Raw genomic sequence first — 19,672 nt, 5'->3', positions numbered from 1 at the left:
CTTTCGAGCCTGACGTTTAGTTCGCATATTACGTTCTTTAATGCTGGCGTCGTTGGCGAAAAATCCTGAGATTCAATTTCTCTTGACGACCCCAATGGTGTTGGTACACTGTGGGGAAGGTTGCTGCAAACCGCAAAGCCTTCCTGTCAAAGCTCGACAAATTCTTCTCAATCTACAATCGAAGATTCTCATCGGTAGGCTCATCCCCAAGTGGAAATTATTGAAAGGCAGAAAGCGAACGCCCCAATTCAATCATCGAATAGGATGCAGCGCCGCCTGGAAAGCTCCATGATTTTAGCGACGCCACTTCTATATACATATCTCTATCATCAATAGCTATTTCATCAAACGTTTGCAAAGGAGAGACGGAAGCATAGTCACAAGAAACGGCGATTTGTTCCCCTTATGCTCTCTTGCACAATCAAGACGATGTCAATTTTGCCCCGATCAGGCACATCATGAACTCATTATCCTATATGGCTTATATGTCCTTATCTTTTGGAAGGTTTTCGCAATGTCAATTCGCAGTAATCATGATTCGCAGGGATTTACGTTGATTGAGTTGCTTGTGGTGATTGCTATTATCGGCGTTCTTATCGCACTTCTGCTGCCGGCAGTCCAGCAAGCCAGAGAGGCGGCGAGAAGAATGCAATGCACGAATCAAATGAAGCAGATCGGCTTGGCGATGCACAATTACTTTGCCACGCATACCGTTTTCCCTCCAGGGAAGTGTGCGGAAGTTTATTCTGATCTTGGAGCTCCGCCCAACCCCGGTCCTGGCGGTCGAATTGGCTGGCTGCCGTTACTTTTGCCATTTATCGAGCACTCGGCCCTTTACGATCAGATAAGGCCTTATCTGATCGGAACCGCGTCGGACTACAATCCCTCGGGATCGCCGACGAATTGGCCCGGGGCGAAGACGGAACTTCCATCGTTCAAATGTCCTAGCGACCCAAATGGGAGCAAGTCGCTCGGCCTGACAACAAGCGGCTCTTTGTCGGATCGTATTTTTAGCAACTATGTTACCTGCCAAGGATCAACCGGCACGCGACTCAAGGCCGCAGATTCCCCGACAGGCGAAAATGACGCTACGGCCACTCGCTTGAATGGCATGTTCTACGCATTGTCCAAAACGCGCATCCGAGATGTTACCGACGGAACGACCAACACGATCATGCTTGGTGAAATACGTTTGGTTGAAGACGATCCCTCCGTCGGCTATCCAGACGGATCAGACTTTCGAGGATATCTCTGGAATACGGATGGGCCCACCACTTGGTTTTCGACCATGTCCCCTCCCAATACGGCGGATCCAGACCGGATCTACAATTGCGTAAGAACCGATTTAGCGGTTCCTTGTTCCGGGCAAGTGAACAAAACGGGCTACACCGCTCGTCTCGCGGCGCGTAGTGCACATACCGGCGGCGTCAATTTGGGAGCGGTGGACGGTTCCATACGATTTGTCGGAAACACGATTGATCTCGATCTTTACCACGCTTTGGGCACGCGCTCTGGCGGCGAGACTGTCCCATCGTTCTGAGCATTCCCTTGCAAATCAGAAGCCCGCACTAATGTCGGCTTCTTTTTTCACGCACAGCAAAAGCGTGTTCTGGGGCTGAACCATGAAAGGGAGTTATGCTCATCAAAAAATCGTTCGATTGCACGGCGACGTGCTTGCAAACCTATAAGTTCGTTTCGCTAATTTTCCTGGGAGTGTTGACAGGCTGCCAGAGTGAAAGCGGACTTCAACCTTTGCCAGGACAACTGCCCGTCCAGGGACAAGTCACCTTGGATGGCGAATCGCTCGACGCTGGAGATGTCGCATTCATTTCGAGCACGCTGGCCGACAAGACGGACACGGATGAATGGTTTTTTGCGTACGTGAAAAACGGCCGATTCCAAACTCATGCTCCTCCCGGAACTTATCTTGTCCGGATCCAGAAGTATCAATATGACTCTACGTCGAAAACCAAAATCCCCACACTTCCTGAGCGGTACGACAAAGAGTCGACATTCACGGCTGAGGTCACCGCAGCAGGGCCGAACAAATTTAAGTATGCGTTAACCAGTGAATGACCCATAGAGGACCACGTTTCATAACCGAAGGATCCATTGAGAATTGGTGAAAAGGAGATCGGACGAACCATCATTTCGGTCGATCCCAAACGGAAAGCGCTTGGCAGGCCTATCGCAAGTCACCGGGCTAGAGCGCTTTTCAGCAAGCTGAACAAAGAGTCCCCTGTCGTCTAGCTTCTCCCCCAAAATCAGCCGCACGGCGTTAGCCGCGGTTTCTGACAGGAACTCTTTGTCGACGGAAAATTGGAAACAAAAACCGCGGCTAACGCCGTGCGGCTGATGTCGATACGTGCCGCGCAGCACCGTCTTCACTTTCAATCGTGGGAAAATCAAAATGGGTCAGCTAGCAGGAAACCGCTCTAGGCGAAGCCGCAACACAAAACCCGTGAGGTATCCGTATGCAATCGATGACGAGACGCCGATTTCTCCAGCATAGTTCAGCCGCCGGCGCTCTGGCCGGTCTGGGCAGTGCCCATCTTCATGCCGCAGATGCGCTGGTGAGCGGTCTTCCGTGCGCCAACGCACTGAACTGGCGCGTCGGGTTTGCGACTTATTCCTTCCGCACGGTTAGCGTGTTTGAAGCTTTGGAGAAGACCGCCGCGACGGGACTTCACTACGCGGAGTTGTTTGCCTGGCAACCACTGAGTCCGGACAATCCCCATGCGCGGCCTACGGCCGAGCTTTCGGCGACATTGAAGCAGGACTTAAAGAAGAAAGCCGCGGACCTGGGCGTCAAAATCATCGGCATCTACAGCAAACTGGAGAATCCAGAATCAACGAAAGCCATGTTTGACTTCGCCTCAGAGATGGATATGGAAGTGATCGTTGGCGAACCTCCGCTGGACTTGATGGACACGATTGAAGAACTCACCGAGAAGTACAAGGTCGATTTCGCATTGCACAACCATCCGAAACCTTCGCGCTACTGGAATCCTGAAATCGGTCTTGCCGCACTGGAGATGCGCTCTGATCGAATGGGGTTTTGCTGCGATACGGGACATTGGTGCCGCTCTGGACTCGATCCGGTCGAAATGCTCCAGAAGATTGGCCCGCGGGTGAAGACGTTTCATCTCAAGGACTTGAATCAGTTCGGCGTTCTTGGTGCGAAAGACGTGATTTGGGGAGAAGGCGAAGGACGCGTCGCCGCAATTCTGGCGGAGGTCAAGCGAAGCGACATCCCGAAACCCTATTTCAGCATCGAATGGGAGCGCGATCCCAACGAGCCGATTCAGACCCATGCGAAATCGGCGGAATTTTTTGAAAAGGTTGCCTGTGCTTATCGCACGTAGTGCAGAGAGCGAAGCAGGTCCATGATTCTCGTTGACATCGAATCTTTCACTATCAGGAGTCGCCGATGATCCGACGCATGTTTGATTGCCGATTATGCACGCTTTTCCTCGCTACGATGCTGACAGGCTTGTTGTGCTTGCCTGCTTGGGGAGAGACGAATCAAGAAAACGCGAAGAGCGAAGATTCAGATTCTTGGCGTCAAAAGGCCGTCCAAAACGCCCGAATTATGTCAGGGGTAAAATGGTCGCCGGTGGCGGAAGGAATGCCGACAAGAGGAGGCTACTTTAAAGTAGGAACGGAGTATACCGGAGTTCCTTATTCGAGCGTGAAGTCCGTCGGACGAGATATCGGCTTTGATATCTATCTGAAAACCTTCTTGGCGGCCGTTCAGAATCCGCAAAGCGTGGTCTACACCAAGAACCTCAAAGGCAAGGTAAGCAATGCGGAGTGCTACTATGGCAAGGTCTGCTCTACCTATACTAGCTATGCCTTGCAATGCGGATTCCCATATGTCAGCCGTCTGTGCGGCCCAGAGTCGCGTAACGGCGTCACGCTTGTCGAACCGCAATCGGCTCAGGCGACACAAGTGGGAGACTTTATTTACACGCCGCCGAAGTCCGTAGGAGCTGGGTCTCACATCGCGATTGTTACCGAAGTCACCATGAACAGCGAGGGCCAAGTCTCGCATGTTCGCGTCGAGGAAAGCCGACCACAGACCACGCAAAACACGAATCGCAGCGCAGCAAAATTCAATTCGCACCTGGCTTCGAGGAATAACAAACTGTATCGCATTACCGACTTGGACGCCTGGCATGGCGAAAACAGAGCCGATTCATTTCGTTTTCCCAACTTCGAAGAAGATTCGGCGTCTCCGCAGATCAATCGCGTTCTGCTTTTGGATCTAGGCGACTGGGTCCCCTACAACAAGGACCAAGTTGTGAAGTTCAACATCATGGATAAAGACTCACAGCAAGTTAAATCCCTGATCATAAAGCGTGGTGATACCGTTGTGGAGACGATTACTGATCCCGGAACAGGCGTCCTTGAGCGGTCCTTTTCTACCTGCGGCGACTACGCCGCCTACTGCGAACTGGGAGACGGCTCGCGGAGTCAAGCTTGCGAGTTTTCGGTGTGCGATCTCGATTTTGCATTGCCTGACGAAGAAATTCGGATTCATGAGCCTTGGGAACTCCATTTTTCTTCCGCCAATTTAGAGATTGCCGCTGTGCATATCTGGAGCAACCAGAACATGTACGGAAGAAACTACGTGTTCTTGACGGAAGAAGATCGAAAAAATGGCAAAGTGGTTATTCCCGCAGACGCAATTCAGCACCAGGGAAGCACGCAGGTTTGGCTGATCGGCGAAAATAAATATGGAAGACTGAAAAAGCGTCTGGATGTTGTTGTCAAAGAATGAGCGACGGTCCAACTCGTCCGTCAGTTTGAAGCCGGTAACTTGCGCTATGCAGCTTGCCGGCGAGAATTGACAGTGGAAAGAGGAGAGAAGAAACTAAAGAGAGGAACCGAATTCGGTTCGTCGTCGCCAAGGGATCGACATTCGGTTCAACGACCGTGGTCTCTTGGTTTTTTTATGCGCGGCAAACGCCCCCCCATGTGGCGAAGCGTGAAGTCGTAACGATTGCAGTGCTCTCGCGATCAAGAAATGGGAAGTCAACATGATCCAGTTCCTTGCCAATTCAACGCCTACGTCGAGAACGCTCGACTGCAGCGGCGCCTTCCCACGTCCTCTGCGATGCAAAAGAGCACTGCTCACTTTGGCAATGTGCGCTATGCTCTTCGCACCGTTACTTGACGCCAATCAGCTGCAAGCCGAGCCGAGCGATCGCCCCCATATCATTTTGATCATGGTCGATGACATGGGGTTTTCTGATCTTGGTTATCACGGCGGCGAGATCGCTACGCCCAACATCGATGCGCTGGCTCATAGCGGCGTGCGGTTCTCGCAGTTCTATAACAACGGTCGCTGTTGTCCGACCCGGGCGACCTTGATGACCGGACTCTATCCGCATCAGACCGGCATCGGCCACATGACCGAATCACCGAACAAAGAGTATGGCGCCGGCAAACCGCCCGCCTATCAAGGCTTTCTCAATCACGACTGCGTCACGATCGCCGAAGCGCTGAAACAGCAGGGTTATGCAACGCTGATGTCTGGCAAATGGCATTTGGGATACAACGATCCAAGCCGCTGGCCGCTGCAGCGCGGGTTTGAAAAATATTTCGGCTGCATCTCTGGCGCGACGCGCCACTTTTATCCTGAAGGGGATCGCGGCATGACGTTCGGCAATGAGCGCGTTCCCAATCCTGAAAGCACCACCGACGAAGCGTTCTATACAACCGACGCGTTTACGGACTATGCGATTCGCTTTTTGCAGGAAGAGCAGGCCGGTCAGCAGCGTCCGATGTTCCTCTATCTCGCTTACACCGCGCCTCACTGGCCGCTGCAAGCCTTTGAAGAGGATATCGCCAAATACCGCGGCAAGTACAAATTGGGCTGGGACAAGCTGCGCGAACAACGTTTTGAGAGGCAAAAAAAGCTAGGCCTGATCGCCGCTGATTGCGAACTATCGCCGCGAACGCCGCAGGTTCCTGCGTGGGATCAGTTGGACCCCGCCAAGCAAGACGAGATGGATCTGAAGATGGCCGTTTACGCGGCGATGATTGATCGTATCGATCAAAACATCGGACGGCTGATGAAGCATCTAAAAGAATCAGGCGTCGACGACAATACGCTGATCTTCTTTCTCTCCGACAACGGCGGCTGCCAAGAGGGAGGAGTGCTCGGCAGAGGCGAATTTGTGAATGCGGAAAAAAGGAATCTCGAGAATAGCAACAGCTATGGCGAAGCCTGGGCCAACGCCAGCAATACGCCGTTTCGACTCTACAAGCATTTCAATCATGAAGGGGGAACGGCGACTCCCTTTTTTATGCGTTGGCCCGCCAAGATCGCCGCTCGCGACGCTTGGTGCGCAGAGCCTGCCCAGTTGATCGATGTGATGCCCACCATCTTGGATGTTGCTGAAGCGACCTATCCGGCCAAGCGCCAAGGCAACGTGATTCCGGCGCTCGACGGCGTTTCGTTACGACCGGCGATGCAGGGCGAACCGCTCGATCGGCAACAGCCGATCTGTATCGAGCATGAATCGAACGCGTCGATTCGCGCCGGCGATTGGAAACTGGTCGGCCGCGGAGTTGCTCCGCCGCGCGGCGTTCAACCGGCCAAATGGGAGTTGTACAACATCGTCGCCGATCGGACTGAGACGCATAATCTGGCGACTGAACATCCTGAAAAGGTGCGCGAGCTTTCGCAGCAGTGGAACGCCTGGGCGAAACGCGTCGGCGTCTATCCGAAGTTGAATAACCGCTAATTAAACCAGATGGCGAAATTGTAAAAATCACCGCCATAGGTTTCGTTCAAGCGGTTCCAGAATCTCACTTCCGTCATCGGTCCTTTTTCCAAAAACGGCGTCGCATTGCTGCCGTGGATCCACATTACCAGGTCAAACTCGCGCGGCTCGAAGAAGACCTTCTTCATGTTGATCGCGCGCCCGTCGGTGATCCGCGGATGGCGAACCAACTTTTCTCCCTGCAGGATCGCTTCTGACTCGTCCAGAAATTGGCGCCAACCTTTCAGCATTTTCGGCGTCATCTTTATGGTCGAAACGGCCGAACTTTGCTTTGTCCCCGGGATCCATTCACGATCGTCGTCATCTTCCGCCTGGATCGCATCCCACGTGCGGCGACTAAGCGCGATTACTTGCAAAAAGTGGGCGTGTGCGGCCTGCATTCGGTCCGCATCTTTCACCCGAAAATTGATCAAGTGGATGAAGGCGATTAAGTCAGCGATATCGACGTCTCCGCCGATCCTAAACAGCTGTTTCGCATCCGCGAGATACGCGTGCGGCGAATCGATCTTTTCAAAAAAGAGATACCCGACTCGCTTGTGCATTTCTTCCATGTCGTACGCCAGATAAGTTTCGGCGATCCCGCTCAGCAGATGGCAGTAACCGCGCAGCCAGAGACAGTCGGCGTAGTCAAAGGCGACGACAATCGCTTCCGGATTCGCCGTTTGAACTTGCGCCAACCGCAACTGGGCCGCGACTGCGCCTAACGTCTCTTGCTCGGCCGTCTCGCCGTCCCCGTTCAAATCCAATCGAATTTGAAACAACGGAAGCGGCAACTTCACTTCGGGATCGCTCACCTTGGCCAGCGTTCGCTCGGTCTGCTTCAAATCGTCGATAAAACGTTGCAAGATGTTGCGAACATCCTGATAGCTGGTTGGTTGGGGATCGGGGTTCTCGGCGCTGACAATTCGCAAAAACGGCAGTTGGCCGCGATGATCGCGTACGCCGCAATCATAAAATGACTGCGACATCGTCTCGACCGCGCTGACAAACTGTACGACTCCCAAACCAAATCGCTCACGATCGTCGTCTGGATTTTGCTCGATATATTTTTCGAACGCCGCTTTCCCGGCGGTCAATTCTCCCGCAGTTAATATTTTCTCGGCGTTTGGAATTTCGGCGGCAGGCGCACGTGTGACGAACAGAAACAGCAAGCAGGCGGCCGACAACAGTACGTTTTGATAACGGGGCATGGCGTTCTCACAGGAAGACGTGATAGACAAGCAACTTACTTGGCGGCGGACCACCTAGTTTCTACAACGCGTCAATCCGTCGCCAACCAGACAAAAAAAAGGAAAAGTAGTCGCCGCGGCAATTCGCTAGGTGGATAATGATTTGCCTGTGACTGATTTTTTCGCGCCGCGATAGGAAATTGCATGACGATCGATTCTACGGAGATTCGCGAACATCTGGTAAAGCACGTCGATTGTCTCGCCGGGCTGATCGGTATTCGGACCCTTCATCATCCGGCGGCGATCGAAGCGACGATCGCCTACATCACGCAGCAGTGGACCGCCAGCGGATACGAAGTGCAGCAGCAGTCGTACGACGCGCTCGAAGCTCAAGCGACCAACCTCATCGTCGAAACCCGCGGCTCGAAACGCCCTGAGCAAATCGTGCTGCTAGGCGCACATTACGATTCGACACCCACCACGCCCGGCGCGGATGACAACGCGTCGGCCGTTGCGGTCATGTTAGAAGTCGCGCGGATCTTGGCGGAACATCAGGGTCAAAGAACCCTGCGCTGCGTCGCGTTCGCCTGTGAAGAGGCGCCCTTTTTCAACTTGGGAGCGATGGGAAGCCAGCATCATGCGCGCGAAGCGCGCAAGCAAAACGAGCAGATCATCGGCATGCTTTGTCTCGAAATGGTCGGCTACTTTCGGGACGATCCCCACTCGCAGCAGATCCCCGAGACGATCCCCAAAATCTTTCACCCCCTCTTTCCCACGACCGGCAACTTCCTGGCCGCGGTCGGCAACCTCCGCTCGTGGAGTTTGAACTGGAACTTCCGCCGCGGTTTCAAGCAAGGATCGCAGCTCCCGCTCTGGTCGCTCAACCTGCCTGAGCGCGTTCGCGAAATCCGCCGCAGCGACAACAGTTCGTTTTGGGATCAAAACTACCCAGCCCTGATGCTGACTGACACCAGCTTCTTGCGAAACCCACACTACCACCAACCGACCGATACCCCAGACACGCTCGACTACGACCGCATGACCGAGGTGACGCTGGGAGTCGCCGCCGCCGTAAAGCGGTTACTGGGGTAGGTCACGCATCGATGTTTTTTGATGCCGCTCTTGCTGGTAGGTCGATTTAGGAGGCAACGGCCTACTTATTTTCGCGGTGCACTCAACGATTGCGCCTAGCAGAGTGATCGAGGAAGTGTCCTCTGCTACTGCGATTTCGCTTGCAACAAGCTGGTGATAAATCCCAGCATGTCACTGCGGTTCTGGCAAAAGGTGGCCAGCTTTTCGTAGTCGCCCGATGCGTTGGAGAGCTCGACTAGCGTCGGGGCGATTCCCATCGTATGGACTCCTTCCGGAATCATCCGCAGCGCTGCATCCAGCGCTTCGCTCGCTTTGCCGGTGCGAGCCAGCAGCGAGATGTAGGTTTCGATCGCCAACGAACCTTCACGGCGAATGTCGCTCGCTTCCGCTTTTTCACGAAAGTGCTTCAGCGCCACATCGTAATTTTCGCCCAGTAACGCCTGAAAGAAGAGCGCGTTATGCGGATAGGTGCTAGTGAAAGGAACCGGCTGTTCGTACTGCAGCTGCGGATCGAGACGCTCTCCGTAAGCGGTGAGATCGAGCGCCAACCGTAACAGTGCGGGATCATCCAGCACGCGGGCAAAGCGGACGGTCGCCGCTAGATGGCTGGCGTCAATGTGATAGCCGCCGGCGCTAAACAGCCAATCACGCGGCGCGATCATCTCGGCCAGCGTCGCTTCGGTCGGATCGGATCCCTCTTGATGCGCGATGTCCGCTTTCAGGGTTGCCGACAATTCGTCGTGCAAATGCTGCAGCAACTTCGCCGCCAACGGTTGCTGTCGCGCCGGAGGAAGCCCGGCAAACTGTTGTTCGTACGTGGTAATCGCATTGCAGGTCCCGTGATGCTCTAGCAGCAAACCAAAGCCCAACTCGGGAGCGATCCCTTCGTGCAGCGCGACTTCGATCACGTCGTCGAGCGTATCCTCTTCGTCAAAATCGGCGTCGCGAATGGCGCGCAGCACCGGCTCTTTGTCTCCGACCGGTCGCAGGTAGTACCAGCCTTCACGAATTCTTCCTTCGTCCAGCAGCAGCGTACCGACCTCGCGACAGATCTCGATCAACGCATCCTCCAACGCGTCCCGCTTTTCTTCGGTCAGTTCTTCCCCAGCGTCGGCGTAAAGCAGCGGCAGCCCAAGTCGTAGCCGCGCGAGCATCTTGAGCGATTCGAACAGCTCATAGTGCTTCTTCTCTTTGCGGAACTCGTCCGATAGTCGCTGGAGCGCCGCCTCGGCGCCTTGCTGATCGAGGGCGCTCCGAATTTCGTCGTAAGGGCTGGCGGACAAAGCGAGATCTCCTGAAGGCGGGCCGAGTGGGAACAAAGCAAGTCGTTCTATCGTATCAAGCCGAGCCGCGCGAGTGAAGAAAGCCGCGCGTTTCGATCGTAACGATTCTAGCGACCAGAAAAACTGCGCTCGACTTGCAGGCCGCATCAGGGCGATGCTAGGCGTTATTGGCAACGGCACGATTTCTCCTCTCGGCGGAGCGGCGATGGCTGGCGGAAAATATTACGACTGCGTGATTATCGGCGGCGGACACAATGGTCTGGTCACGGCCGCCTACTTGGCCAAAGCAGGCAAAAAAGTCTGCGTGCTGGAGCGCCGCCACGTTCTGGGCGGATGCAGCACCACCGAAGAGCTCTGGCCCGGTTTTAAGGTGTCGACCGCCGCCTACGTAATTAGCCTGTTTCTGCCAGAGATCATCCGCGACCTGCAACTGAAATCGCATGGCCTGGCGATCTTGCCGCGCGATCCATCGTCGTTTACCCCCACGCCTGACGGTCAGTCGCTGCTGCTGCGTCATGACGAACTAGCGACGCAAAAAGAAATTAGCAAATTCAGTCAACGCGACGCCGAACGCTATCCGCAATACAACGCGCTGCTGGAGCGGGTCGCCAAAGTGATCGAACCGCTCTTGTCACGAACGGCGCCCGATCCGCTGCCGATGCCGAAAAGCTGGCGCAAGATTGGGGTCACCAAGCGACTGCGTGACGCGAGTCGCTTGTGGGACATGTATAGCGAGTTGGGCAAATTGGGAACCGATATGCCGGCAGCGTTAGAGCTGTTGACCGGCGCCGCGCGACCGATTGTCGAACGTTGGTTTGAAAGTGAGCCGCTCCGTGCGACGTTAGCGACCGACGCAATCATCGGCGCTTTCGCGTCGATCTCAGCGCCGGGAACCGCCTACGTGCTGATGCATCATGTGATGGGAGAAGCCGGCGGCAAACGAGGCGTTTGGGGTTACGTACGCGGCGGCATGGGGGGGCTGGCGACGGCGCTCGAAAAAGCGTGTCAACAATACCGCGTTGATATTCGCCGCGAAACGTCAGTCTCGCGTATCTTGGTCGACAAGGGAAAAGTGTGCGGCGTGCAACTGACCGGCGGAGAAACGATCGAAGCCGAGTTCGTCGGTTCCAGCATCGACGCACATTGGACGTTTGAAAAATTCCTCGAACCCGATCAATTGCCGCCAGAGTTCTTGGCCGCGATCAAAAACATTGACTACGCATCGGCGTCAGCCAAGATCAATCTGGCCCTCTCAGAGCCGCCGAACTTTACCGCCGTACCTTCGACCGGCGTTGCCGAGCATCACCATGGAACGATGCACATTTCGCCAGACATCGACTATCTTGAGCTGGCCTACGACGACGCGAAGTATGGAAGGCCCAGCGCCAATCCGATTTTGGAAATGACGATGCCAACGTCGGTCGACGATTCGATCGCGCCCGAGGGTCAGCATATCCTGTCGATGTTTGTGCAGTACGCGCCGTACAAACTGCGCGAAGGATCATGGGACGACATCAAAGAAAAGTTCGCCGATCGCTGTGTGGATGTTCTCGCGCAGTATGCGCCGAACGTTCCCGGTTCGGTCTTGCATCGACAGGTTCTTTCGCCGCTGGATCTTGAGCGAACCTTTGGCATTACCGGCGGCAATATCATGCAAGGTGCGATGAACTTCAATCAGCTCTTTGTAACGCGGCCGGTCCCCGGCTGGGCCGATCATCGCACGCCGATCGCCGGGCTCTATTTGTGCGGCGCCGCCAGCCATCCAGGCGGAGGCGTCATGGGCGCCGCCGGCAAGAATGCGGCGACCGAAATGCTGCGGGATTATTAAGCGATCGCCAAAATTTCGCGAGATAACCTGAACCGGCGACATTTTTCGACAATAATGCAAGCTCTTGGCGCATCCCAGCGTCAACCTGTGATATCCGTGCCCCCCGGAGCTTCGCCCATGTTACGATATCTTGTTTGCGCCCCCCTCTTGCTGCCGTTCTTGCTCAATCTGGCCAATGCCGCTGATCGACCGAACGTCTTATTTATCGCCGTCGACGATTTGAACGACTGGGTCGGATGTCTGGGAGGACATCCGCAGACCCGCTCACCGAACATCGATCGTCTGGCCGCGAAAGGGGTTTTGTTCGAGCGGGCCTATTGCTCGGCGCCGGCCTGCAATCCGTCGCGAGCTTCGTTGCTGACCGGTATTGCGCCGTCGACATCCGGCGTCTATCACAACGATCAACCCTGGCGCCCGGCGATGCCGGATGCGGTGACTCTGCCGCAGTTCTATCAGCAGAACGGCTATGACGTCGTCGGTTGCGGCAAGATCTTCCATGGTTCGTATCGTGAAGACAGTGGGTGGGACGAGTATCAGAAACAGACCGGCGATCCCAAACCGAAACAACTGCCGGCCAATGGTATTCCGAAAACGGCGCACTTTGACTGGGGGCCGGTCGACGCTCAAGATGCCGAGATGAGCGACTATCAAATGGTCGACTGGGCGATCGATCAGCTAGGGAAGAAGCATGACAAGCCGCTCTTTTTGGCCTGCGGCATCTTCCGCCCTCACCTTCCCTGGTTTGTGCCGCAAGAGTATTTCGATCACTTCCCACTCGATCAAATTCAATTGCCGCAAATCAAAGACGATGATCTGGCCGATGTGCCGGAGGCAGGCGTGAAGATCGCCAAGCCGAACGGCGATCACAAGAAAGTGACGTCGACCGACAACTACGCCAAAGCGGTGCAAGGATATCTGGCCAGCATTGAGTTCGCCGACGCTCAAGTCGGTCGTTTGATCGCCGCATTGGAAGCAAGTCCCTACGCTGACAATACGATCGTCGTTCTGTGGGGAGATCATGGTTGGCACTTGGGCGAGAAACAGCATTGGCGCAAGTTTTCGCTCTGGGAAGAAGCGGATCGCGTGCCGCTATTGATTATTGCTCCCGGCCTGACGAAGCCAGAACAACATTGCGAGCGCACGGTGACGCTGTTGGATCTCTATCCGACTTTGGCCGAACTGTGCGGGCTGACCGCGCCCCAAGTTGTCGAAGGCAAAAGTCTGGCGCCGCTCTTGAAAGATCCCGCCGCCGAATGGGATCGACCGGCGATCACCACGCACGGAAAAAACAACCATGCGGTCCGTGACGAGCGCTGGCGGTACATTCGCTACGCCGATGGAAGTGAAGAACTTTACGACCATCAAGAGGATCCCATGGAATGGACCAATGTCGCGGATCAGCCGGCAAACGACGTCGTGAAAAAACGACTGGCCAAATGGTTGCCGGCCGTGAATGCGAAAGATGCCGAAAAAGAACAGAAAAAGAACGCCAATAAACCGAATCTGAATGCAACCAGCGGAACGGTGACGCTGAAAGGTCAGCCTCTGGCTGGCGCCGTCGTTACTTTCTACGGTGGCAAAGGGGGAAAAAGAGCAACCGGCGTTACGGACGCAAATGGCAAGTACAAGATGTCGACATCGGACAATCGCGCCGGTGCGCCTGCTGGCCAGTTTAAAGTGACGATCAGCAGTGAGAAACTTCCCCCGCGCTATGCCAATCTCAAACGGACATCCTTGATGGTGGCGATCGTCAAGGGAAACAACGTCTTGGATTTTGAACTGACGTCGCCGTAGTCGTCACGACGAAGCGTCCAACTCACCACGCAGGACCGTGACCGCCGCGCCACGCAGCTTGGCGCGATCGCCATTTAGCGTCACCTCCAACTCTCCCCCGCGCCGCGAGCATTGAAACGCTCGCAGCGTTTCTTTTTTCCACTTTGGCGCCCAGTAGGTGACCAGCGCACAGTGGGCCGAGCCGGTCACTGGGTCTTCATCGATCCCACAAGCCGGCGCGAAGAAGCGGGAGAGAAATTCGTATTTCTCGCCGTCGCCGCGGCAAGTGACGATCACGCCGCGTGCGCGAATCTCGGCCAAGCGGCGAAAGTCGGGCGCTACGCTCCGCAGTTCCGCTTCGCTCGCCACTTCCACCAACACATCACGGCGATTGCGGCCAGTCGCGATTGGCTTGCATCCCAAGGCCGCGATCAATCCGGTCGGCGGATCGCCAAGTTCGATTTCGTCGATCGGAAAATCAAGCTCGATGCGATCTTCCTTTTGCGCTGCTGTCAGTACTCCGCTACGCGTGTTGAAATCGATCGTTGCGCCGGCCGTAGCTCTGCCGATTTCCCACAAAAAATGAGCCGCCGCGAGCGTTGCGTGCCCGCATAGATCAACTTCGACCTTCGGCGTGAACCAGCGCAAACGAAAACGGCTTTCCTCTTGCCAGAGAAAAGCCGTTTCAGAAAGATTCATTTCGGCCGCGACTGCTTGAAGCCAGCTATCTTCGCACGATTGCTCCAGCCAACAGACTGCGGCTGGATTACCGGCGAGCGGCTTCGTCGTAAATGCGTCGATTTGATACAGGGGCAGCGGCATCGGACGTCTCGTGGGGCCTGCGCGGAGGATCTGCGGTACGGGAATGACAAGTCGACGCGGCAGCGGGTTCACCTTCCTAGCGGGCGACGGTCGATCCGATTCTAATAGAGGGATGTCATCGCATGTCGCACTTTGCTTGCTAGATTTATGAAACCGAAAATCGCCGTTACGATGGGGGATCCGGCTGGAGTTGGCCCCGAGATCGCCCTGCGTCTGCTGGCCCAGCCTGAAGTCGCCGCGTACTGCACGCCGATCCTCTTTGGCGACGCACAGCTATTACGCCGGGTAGCGACCCAACTAAACTTGCCGATGTGCGAAACGATCGTCGACGCACGGCAAGGCGCTGAATCGCTCGCTTCGCTCACCAAGCCGACGATTTATGATCTACAAGCGATCGATGCAGACGCCGTTACGCCGGGGCAGATTTCGGCCGCGTGCGGTCAGGCCTGCTACGCCTATATCCTGGCGGCGATTGGCGCCGCCAAAGCAGGCCATGTCGACGCGATCAGCACCGGACCGATCAACAAAGAAGCGCTGCGCGCCGCCGGCGTCAACTATCCAGGGCATACCGAGATCTTCGCCGACGAGACCGACTCGGCCCGCATCTGCATGATGCTGACCTCCGCAGAAATCACCTGCGGCTTTGTGACGACGCATGTCGGTTACGCCGAAGTTCCGTCGCTGCTGACTCAAGAGCGAATCGGCGAAGTAATCCAGCTCAGTCATGAGGCGATGCTCCGCATTCGCGGTCGAGCGCCGAAAATGCTGGTCTGCGGGCTCAATCCCCACGCCGGTGAGCACGGATTGTTCGGCAATTCGGAAGAAGAGCGGATCATCGCTCCGGCAGTCGCGACGGCGCAGGCCAGCGGCATTGATATCGCCGGGCCATTTCCGCCGGATACGGTTTTTTTGCGCGAGCGCCGCGCCGCGACCGATTGCGTGATCTGCATGTATCACGATCAGGGGCACATCCCGCTGAAGGCGTTGGCGTTTGACGTGGCGGTTAATATCACGCTGGGGCTGCCGATTATCCGCACTTCGGTCGATCACGGCACGGCGTTTGATATCGCCTGGCAAGGGAAAGCCGGAGTGACGAGCTTGATCGAAGCGGTCCGTCTAGCGTCGCGATTAGCGACCGAACCGGCGGAATCGTGTTCCCCCGAATTGGGCGGATTGACCTGATTTCGACGGAAATCGGCACGTGGAAAGGAGCGCAGGGGGAAGCTAGAATAGCTCCGTACCCAATTCTCCGCCGTTTCAACCACACGAGTCGCATCCATGCCGCTTCGCCGAATGCTTTCGCTGTTTGTTCTGCTGGTCTTATCCATCGCCACGCTGCGAGCCGAAGAAGCGCCGCCGGTCGCGTTCTCGGAAACGCCGCTCGACACCGTTGAGATGGTCCGCACGTTTAAGAACCTGCGCATCCGTCGACCGTTGATCATCACCAACGCGGCCGACGGCAGCGGGCGATTGTTCATCGCCGAGCAACAAGGGGTGATTCACATCATGCCCAAAGACGAAGTCGAAGGAGACACGACCGACGTCTTTCTCGATATCGAGAAGAATGTCCACTTCAATCCGCGTCAAAACGAAGAAGGCTTTCTCGGCTTCGCGTTTCATCCCGACTACAAGTCAAACGGCAAGTTCTACGTTTACTATTCGACCGAGAAAGAAAAGCAACTCTCGGTGATTTCGGAGTTTTCCGTTTCCAAGGATGACCCCAACAAAGCCGATCCCGCTTCTGAAAAAGTATTGATGACGATCAAGCAGCCGTTTTGGAATCACAACGGCGGGACGATCAAATTTGGCCCCGACGGTTATCTGTACATCGGCCTGGGCGACGGCGGCAGCGGCGGCGATCCGACCGGAAATGGTCAGAACCTATCGACGCTGTTGGGTTCGATCTTGCGGATCGACGTCGATCATCAAGCCGATGGCAAGAACTATGCGATTCCGGCCGACAATCCGTTTGTTGGCGTGAAGGACGCCCAGCCAGAGATCTATGCCTACGGTTTGCGAAACATCTGGCGTTTCAGTTTCGATCGCAAGACCGGCGTTCTGTGGTGCGGCGAAGTGGGCCAGGACATCTGGGAAGAGATCGATCTGATCGTCAAAGGTGGAAACTACGGCTGGAACAAGCGTGAAGGTTTCCACGAGTTCAAGAACAGCGGCGTCGCAGCGAATGACAAGATGATCGAACCAATCTGGGAATACAATCACGACATCGGCAAGTCGATCACCGGCGGTCTGGTTTATCGTGGCGCCGCGGTTCCAGAATTGGTCGGAAAATACTTGTACGCCGACTATGTGACCGGTAAAGTTTGGGCGCTGGACTACGACCTGGAAGCGAAAAAAGTGCGCGCCAACTATCGCATCGCCAACCCGTCAAATCCGCCGGTCGTCACCTTTGGCGAAGATGAATCAGGCGACGTCATTGTCAGCGCGATCTTCGGCGAATACGGCACGCTGTATCGATTTCAATCGAAGAAGTAAGTACACGACTTCCACGGGGAAAAGAGCTTGAAAGTCGCAATTATCGGCGCCGGAATGTCGGGTTTGATTTGTGCCCGAGAGCTCTCTTCTCAACATGACGTCCATTTGTTCGACAAGGCCCGCGCCCCCGCGGGCCGCATGTCGACGCGCCGCGCCGAAGATCTTCGCTTTGATCATGGCGCCCAGTATTTCACCGCTCGCGATCCTCGTTTTCAACAGCAAGTCGATGCGTGGATCGACGCCGGTGTCGTCGCTCCATGGATGGGAACGATCGGCGTTCTCCAATGCGGCGAAGTCTCGACTCCAAAGACCCATCCGGTTCGCTATGTCGGCGTCCCGGCGATGAACGCGCCGGCCAAGTGGTTGGCTGCAGGTTTGAATATCCAGCTCTCACAGCGCGTGCAAACGGTCGCACGATCCGGTTCTACTTGGTCGCTGACCTGCGAACGGGGCGAAACGTTCTCGCCGTTCGATGCTTTGGTCTCTACCGTTCCCCCGGCTCAAGCGGCCGATCTGCTGCGCGACGCGGCGCCAATCTATGCGGCGCAAGTAGAGCAAGTAACGCTGAACCCCTGTTGGGCGACGCTTGTCCAATTTGAACAGCGGTTAGCGTTGCCGTTGGATGGCGCCTTTGTGCATGATTCGCCGTTATCGTGGATTGCGCGTAACAGCAGCAAGCCGCAGCGCGATGATTCGCGCGACTGCTGGGTGCTGCATGCTTCGCAGTCTTGGAGCTTGCGTCATTTGGAGCAATCGCCAAAAGAGATCGCGCCGCAGATGTTGGCTGCGTTCGCGGCGGCGACCCGTTTGTCGTTTCCCCGCGTCGCGTATCAAACGGCGCATCGCTGGCGCTATTCGATCCCGCCAGAGCCGCTGAGCATCGGCTGTTTGGCGGACGGAGAAATCCGTTTGGCGATCGGCGGCGATTGGTGTCAGCAAGCGAAAGTGGAAGGCGCCTATTTAAGCGGGCTCTCGCTGGCCGAATCGGTGACTCAGTGGGAGTCATAAATCACCTGTAAGCATGCTTCCTCCGAAGAAGGGAATGGAATGAACGATTCGTGGAGACTGATCGTCTTTCGTCTGGTGGAACTACCTGCTCACCTTCAATTGCGCCGTCGGCGCGAAGATCGCATTTCTCAGCGTCACCGCTGGCGCCATGCGCATGGGCATCGTCGTTACGACCGGCACGATTCTTATGACAAACGGCCGTCGCGTATGTTACCATTTCTAAGACGCACTCCGGCAAGTCGTACGGCGCAGTCCTCTCCTCTTCTGTAGAAACGCTGGTTCGATGAACAAACGCTCCAAGTCGAAAGAACATCATGACAAACACGCCGCGTATGACTTCGACGCTGAGCGTGATCCGAAAGATCGTTTGAAGAAGAAGGAATACGAGAAAGAGCTGGAGAAGCTGCAGGTCGAGCTGGTCAAAGCGCAGGAGTGGGTGAAGCACCAAGGGACGCGTTTGGTTATTCTGTTTGAAGGTCGCGACGGCGCCGGCAAGGGGAGCACGATCAAGCGTATCTCCGAGCGGCTCAATCCGCGCGGCTGCCGGATTGTCGCGCTCAGCAAGCCGTCCGACACCGAACAAACGCAGTGGTACTTCCAACGCTACGTCGCCCACTTGCCGTCGGCCGGCGAGATCGTGTTGATGGACCGCAGTTGGTACAACCGCGCCGGCGTAGAGCGGGTCATGGGCTTCTGCACCGACGAGCAGTATCACGAGTTTCTCCGCAGTGCGCCGGAGTTTGAGCGGATGCTGATCCGCAGCGGCATCCATCTGGTGAAGTACTGGTTTTCGGTCAGCTACGAAGAGCAAGGGCGTCGCTTTGAGAAACGGCTCAAGCAACGCGACAAACGCTGGAAGTTTAGCCCGATGGATATCGAAGCTCGCAAGCATTGGTTCGACTATTCCAAGGCGCGCGACGCAATGATGGCGGCGACCGATATTCCGGAAGCGCCGTGGTACGTCGTCTCTTCCGATGACAAACGCCGCGCCCATCTCAACTGCATTTCGCACTTGCTCAGTGTGGGAGACTATCAGGAAGTGCCGCAGAAGAAGATCAAGCTGCCGGAGCGAGACGAGAAGGAAACGTACGTCAACAACCTGCGTGGCGAGCGGCGTTTTATTCCCGAGCCGTATTAGAAGCAATTCTTCGGCGCGAAGAGCTGTTTTAGCACGCGCGTCTTTTCGGCCACGGCGTCGGCGATCGCCGCTTCGATCTCGTCACGCTCGGCGTCGTCGGTCGCTTCTTCCAGGCGAATCTCCAAGTCCTCAACGACTGCCTGATGGGCCTCTTCGATCGCTCGTTGGGCGTTCTCCGGGCCGGCGGAACAAAAACCGCTAAAGTCTTCTTTCATGAGGGATGCGCTCGACCGCGGATAAATTTGTATCGTTTGCGAGTAACCTTCGCCGCT

General features: G+C 55.8%; 16 protein-coding genes. 12 read left to right on the top strand and 4 right to left on the bottom strand.

The genetic code is table 11. The annotated features are described in order from the left end of the window. Positions 1-514: 514 nt before the first annotated feature. The 5 genes from M4951_RS24100 to M4951_RS24080 all read left to right on the top strand — a co-directional run bounded on the left by M4951_RS24100 (position 515) and on the right by M4951_RS24080 (position 6,755). Positions 515-1,540, top strand: a complete 1,026-nt coding sequence (locus tag M4951_RS24100; protein WP_262024147.1) for a DUF1559 domain-containing protein — start codon at positions 515-517, stop codon at positions 1,538-1,540. Positions 1,541-1,635: 95 nt separating this feature from the next. Beyond that, positions 1,636-2,076, top strand: a complete 441-nt coding sequence (locus M4951_RS24095; RefSeq protein ID WP_262024146.1) for a hypothetical protein — start codon at positions 1,636-1,638, stop codon at positions 2,074-2,076. A gap of 407 nt (positions 2,077-2,483) precedes the next feature. Beyond that, the gene (locus tag M4951_RS24090; RefSeq protein ID WP_262024145.1) at positions 2,484-3,365 is read left to right on the top strand and encodes a TIM barrel protein; all 882 of its coding nucleotides are present in this window, start codon (positions 2,484-2,486) and stop codon (positions 3,363-3,365) included. A gap of 65 nt (positions 3,366-3,430) precedes the next feature. Further along, positions 3,431-4,783, top strand: coding sequence for a hypothetical protein (locus tag M4951_RS24085; protein ID WP_262024144.1), 1,353 nt, complete (start codon positions 3,431-3,433; stop codon positions 4,781-4,783). A gap of 373 nt (positions 4,784-5,156) precedes the next feature. Next, positions 5,157-6,755: an arylsulfatase gene (locus tag M4951_RS24080; protein ID WP_262024143.1), complete on the top strand. Its 1,599-nt coding sequence runs from the start codon at positions 5,157-5,159 to the stop codon at positions 6,753-6,755. On the opposite strand, the gene M4951_RS24075 is transcribed toward M4951_RS24080, so the two are convergent. Beyond that, a complete protein-coding gene (locus M4951_RS24075) occupies positions 6,752-7,984 on the bottom strand; it encodes a hypothetical protein (RefSeq protein ID WP_262024142.1) in 1,233 nt (410 codons plus the stop codon). The genes M4951_RS24080 and M4951_RS24075 overlap by 4 nt on opposite strands. A gap of 183 nt (positions 7,985-8,167) precedes the next feature. Here M4951_RS24075 and M4951_RS24070 point away from each other — a divergent pair, with 183 nt between their 5' ends. Continuing rightward, on the top strand, positions 8,168-9,055 hold the full coding sequence (locus M4951_RS24070) for a M28 family metallopeptidase (protein WP_262024141.1): 888 nt from the start codon (positions 8,168-8,170) through the stop codon (positions 9,053-9,055). Positions 9,056-9,180: 125 nt separating this feature from the next. Here the strand turns inward: M4951_RS24070 and M4951_RS24065 are convergent, their stop codons facing one another. Continuing rightward, the gene (locus M4951_RS24065; RefSeq protein WP_262024140.1) at positions 9,181-10,338 is read right to left on the bottom strand and encodes a hypothetical protein; all 1,158 of its coding nucleotides are present in this window, start codon (positions 10,336-10,338) and stop codon (positions 9,181-9,183) included. A gap of 154 nt (positions 10,339-10,492) precedes the next feature. On the opposite strand from M4951_RS24065, the gene M4951_RS24060 reads away from it, so the two are divergent. Both M4951_RS24060 and M4951_RS24055 read left to right on the top strand, forming a co-directional pair. Continuing rightward, positions 10,493-12,166: a phytoene desaturase family protein gene (locus tag M4951_RS24060; protein ID WP_262024139.1), complete on the top strand. Its 1,674-nt coding sequence runs from the start codon at positions 10,493-10,495 to the stop codon at positions 12,164-12,166. Positions 12,167-12,283: 117 nt separating this feature from the next. Beyond that, entirely contained in the window at positions 12,284-13,960 is a 1,677-nt protein-coding gene (locus M4951_RS24055; RefSeq protein WP_262024138.1) for a sulfatase-like hydrolase/transferase, read from the top strand. Positions 13,961-13,963: 3 nt separating this feature from the next. On the opposite strand, the gene M4951_RS24050 is transcribed toward M4951_RS24055, so the two are convergent. Continuing rightward, the gene (locus M4951_RS24050) at positions 13,964-14,761 is read right to left on the bottom strand and encodes a PhzF family phenazine biosynthesis protein (protein WP_262024137.1); all 798 of its coding nucleotides are present in this window, start codon (positions 14,759-14,761) and stop codon (positions 13,964-13,966) included. Positions 14,762-14,908: 147 nt separating this feature from the next. Here M4951_RS24050 and pdxA point away from each other — a divergent pair, with 147 nt between their 5' ends. From pdxA to ppk2, 4 genes are all read left to right on the top strand, one after another. Then, positions 14,909-15,943, top strand: a complete 1,035-nt coding sequence (pdxA, locus tag M4951_RS24045) for a 4-hydroxythreonine-4-phosphate dehydrogenase PdxA (RefSeq protein ID WP_262024136.1) — start codon at positions 14,909-14,911, stop codon at positions 15,941-15,943. 96 nt (positions 15,944-16,039) lie between these two features. Further along, complete coding sequence (locus tag M4951_RS24040) at positions 16,040-17,254, top strand: PQQ-dependent sugar dehydrogenase (protein ID WP_262024135.1); 1,215 nt, start codon at positions 16,040-16,042, stop codon at positions 17,252-17,254. A gap of 27 nt (positions 17,255-17,281) precedes the next feature. Then, positions 17,282-18,262 (top strand): NAD(P)/FAD-dependent oxidoreductase, encoded by a 981-nt coding sequence (locus tag M4951_RS24035; RefSeq protein WP_262024134.1) that lies wholly within the window; start codon positions 17,282-17,284, stop codon positions 18,260-18,262. A gap of 283 nt (positions 18,263-18,545) precedes the next feature. Beyond that, a complete protein-coding gene (ppk2, locus tag M4951_RS24030; protein WP_262024133.1) occupies positions 18,546-19,400 on the top strand; it encodes a polyphosphate kinase 2 in 855 nt (284 codons plus the stop codon). On the opposite strand, the gene M4951_RS24025 is transcribed toward ppk2, so the two are convergent. Continuing rightward, positions 19,397-19,615, bottom strand: coding sequence for a hypothetical protein (locus tag M4951_RS24025; RefSeq protein WP_262024132.1), 219 nt, complete (start codon positions 19,613-19,615; stop codon positions 19,397-19,399). The genes ppk2 and M4951_RS24025 overlap by 4 nt on opposite strands. Positions 19,616-19,672 lie beyond the last annotated feature (57 nt).

The organism is Blastopirellula sp. J2-11, assembly GCF_024584705.1.
In the GTDB taxonomy this organism is placed as follows: Bacteria; Planctomycetota; Planctomycetia; order Pirellulales; family Pirellulaceae; genus Blastopirellula.
The sequence above is the reverse complement of the archived record's forward strand: the minus strand, read 5'-3'. Positions and strand labels throughout refer to the sequence as shown.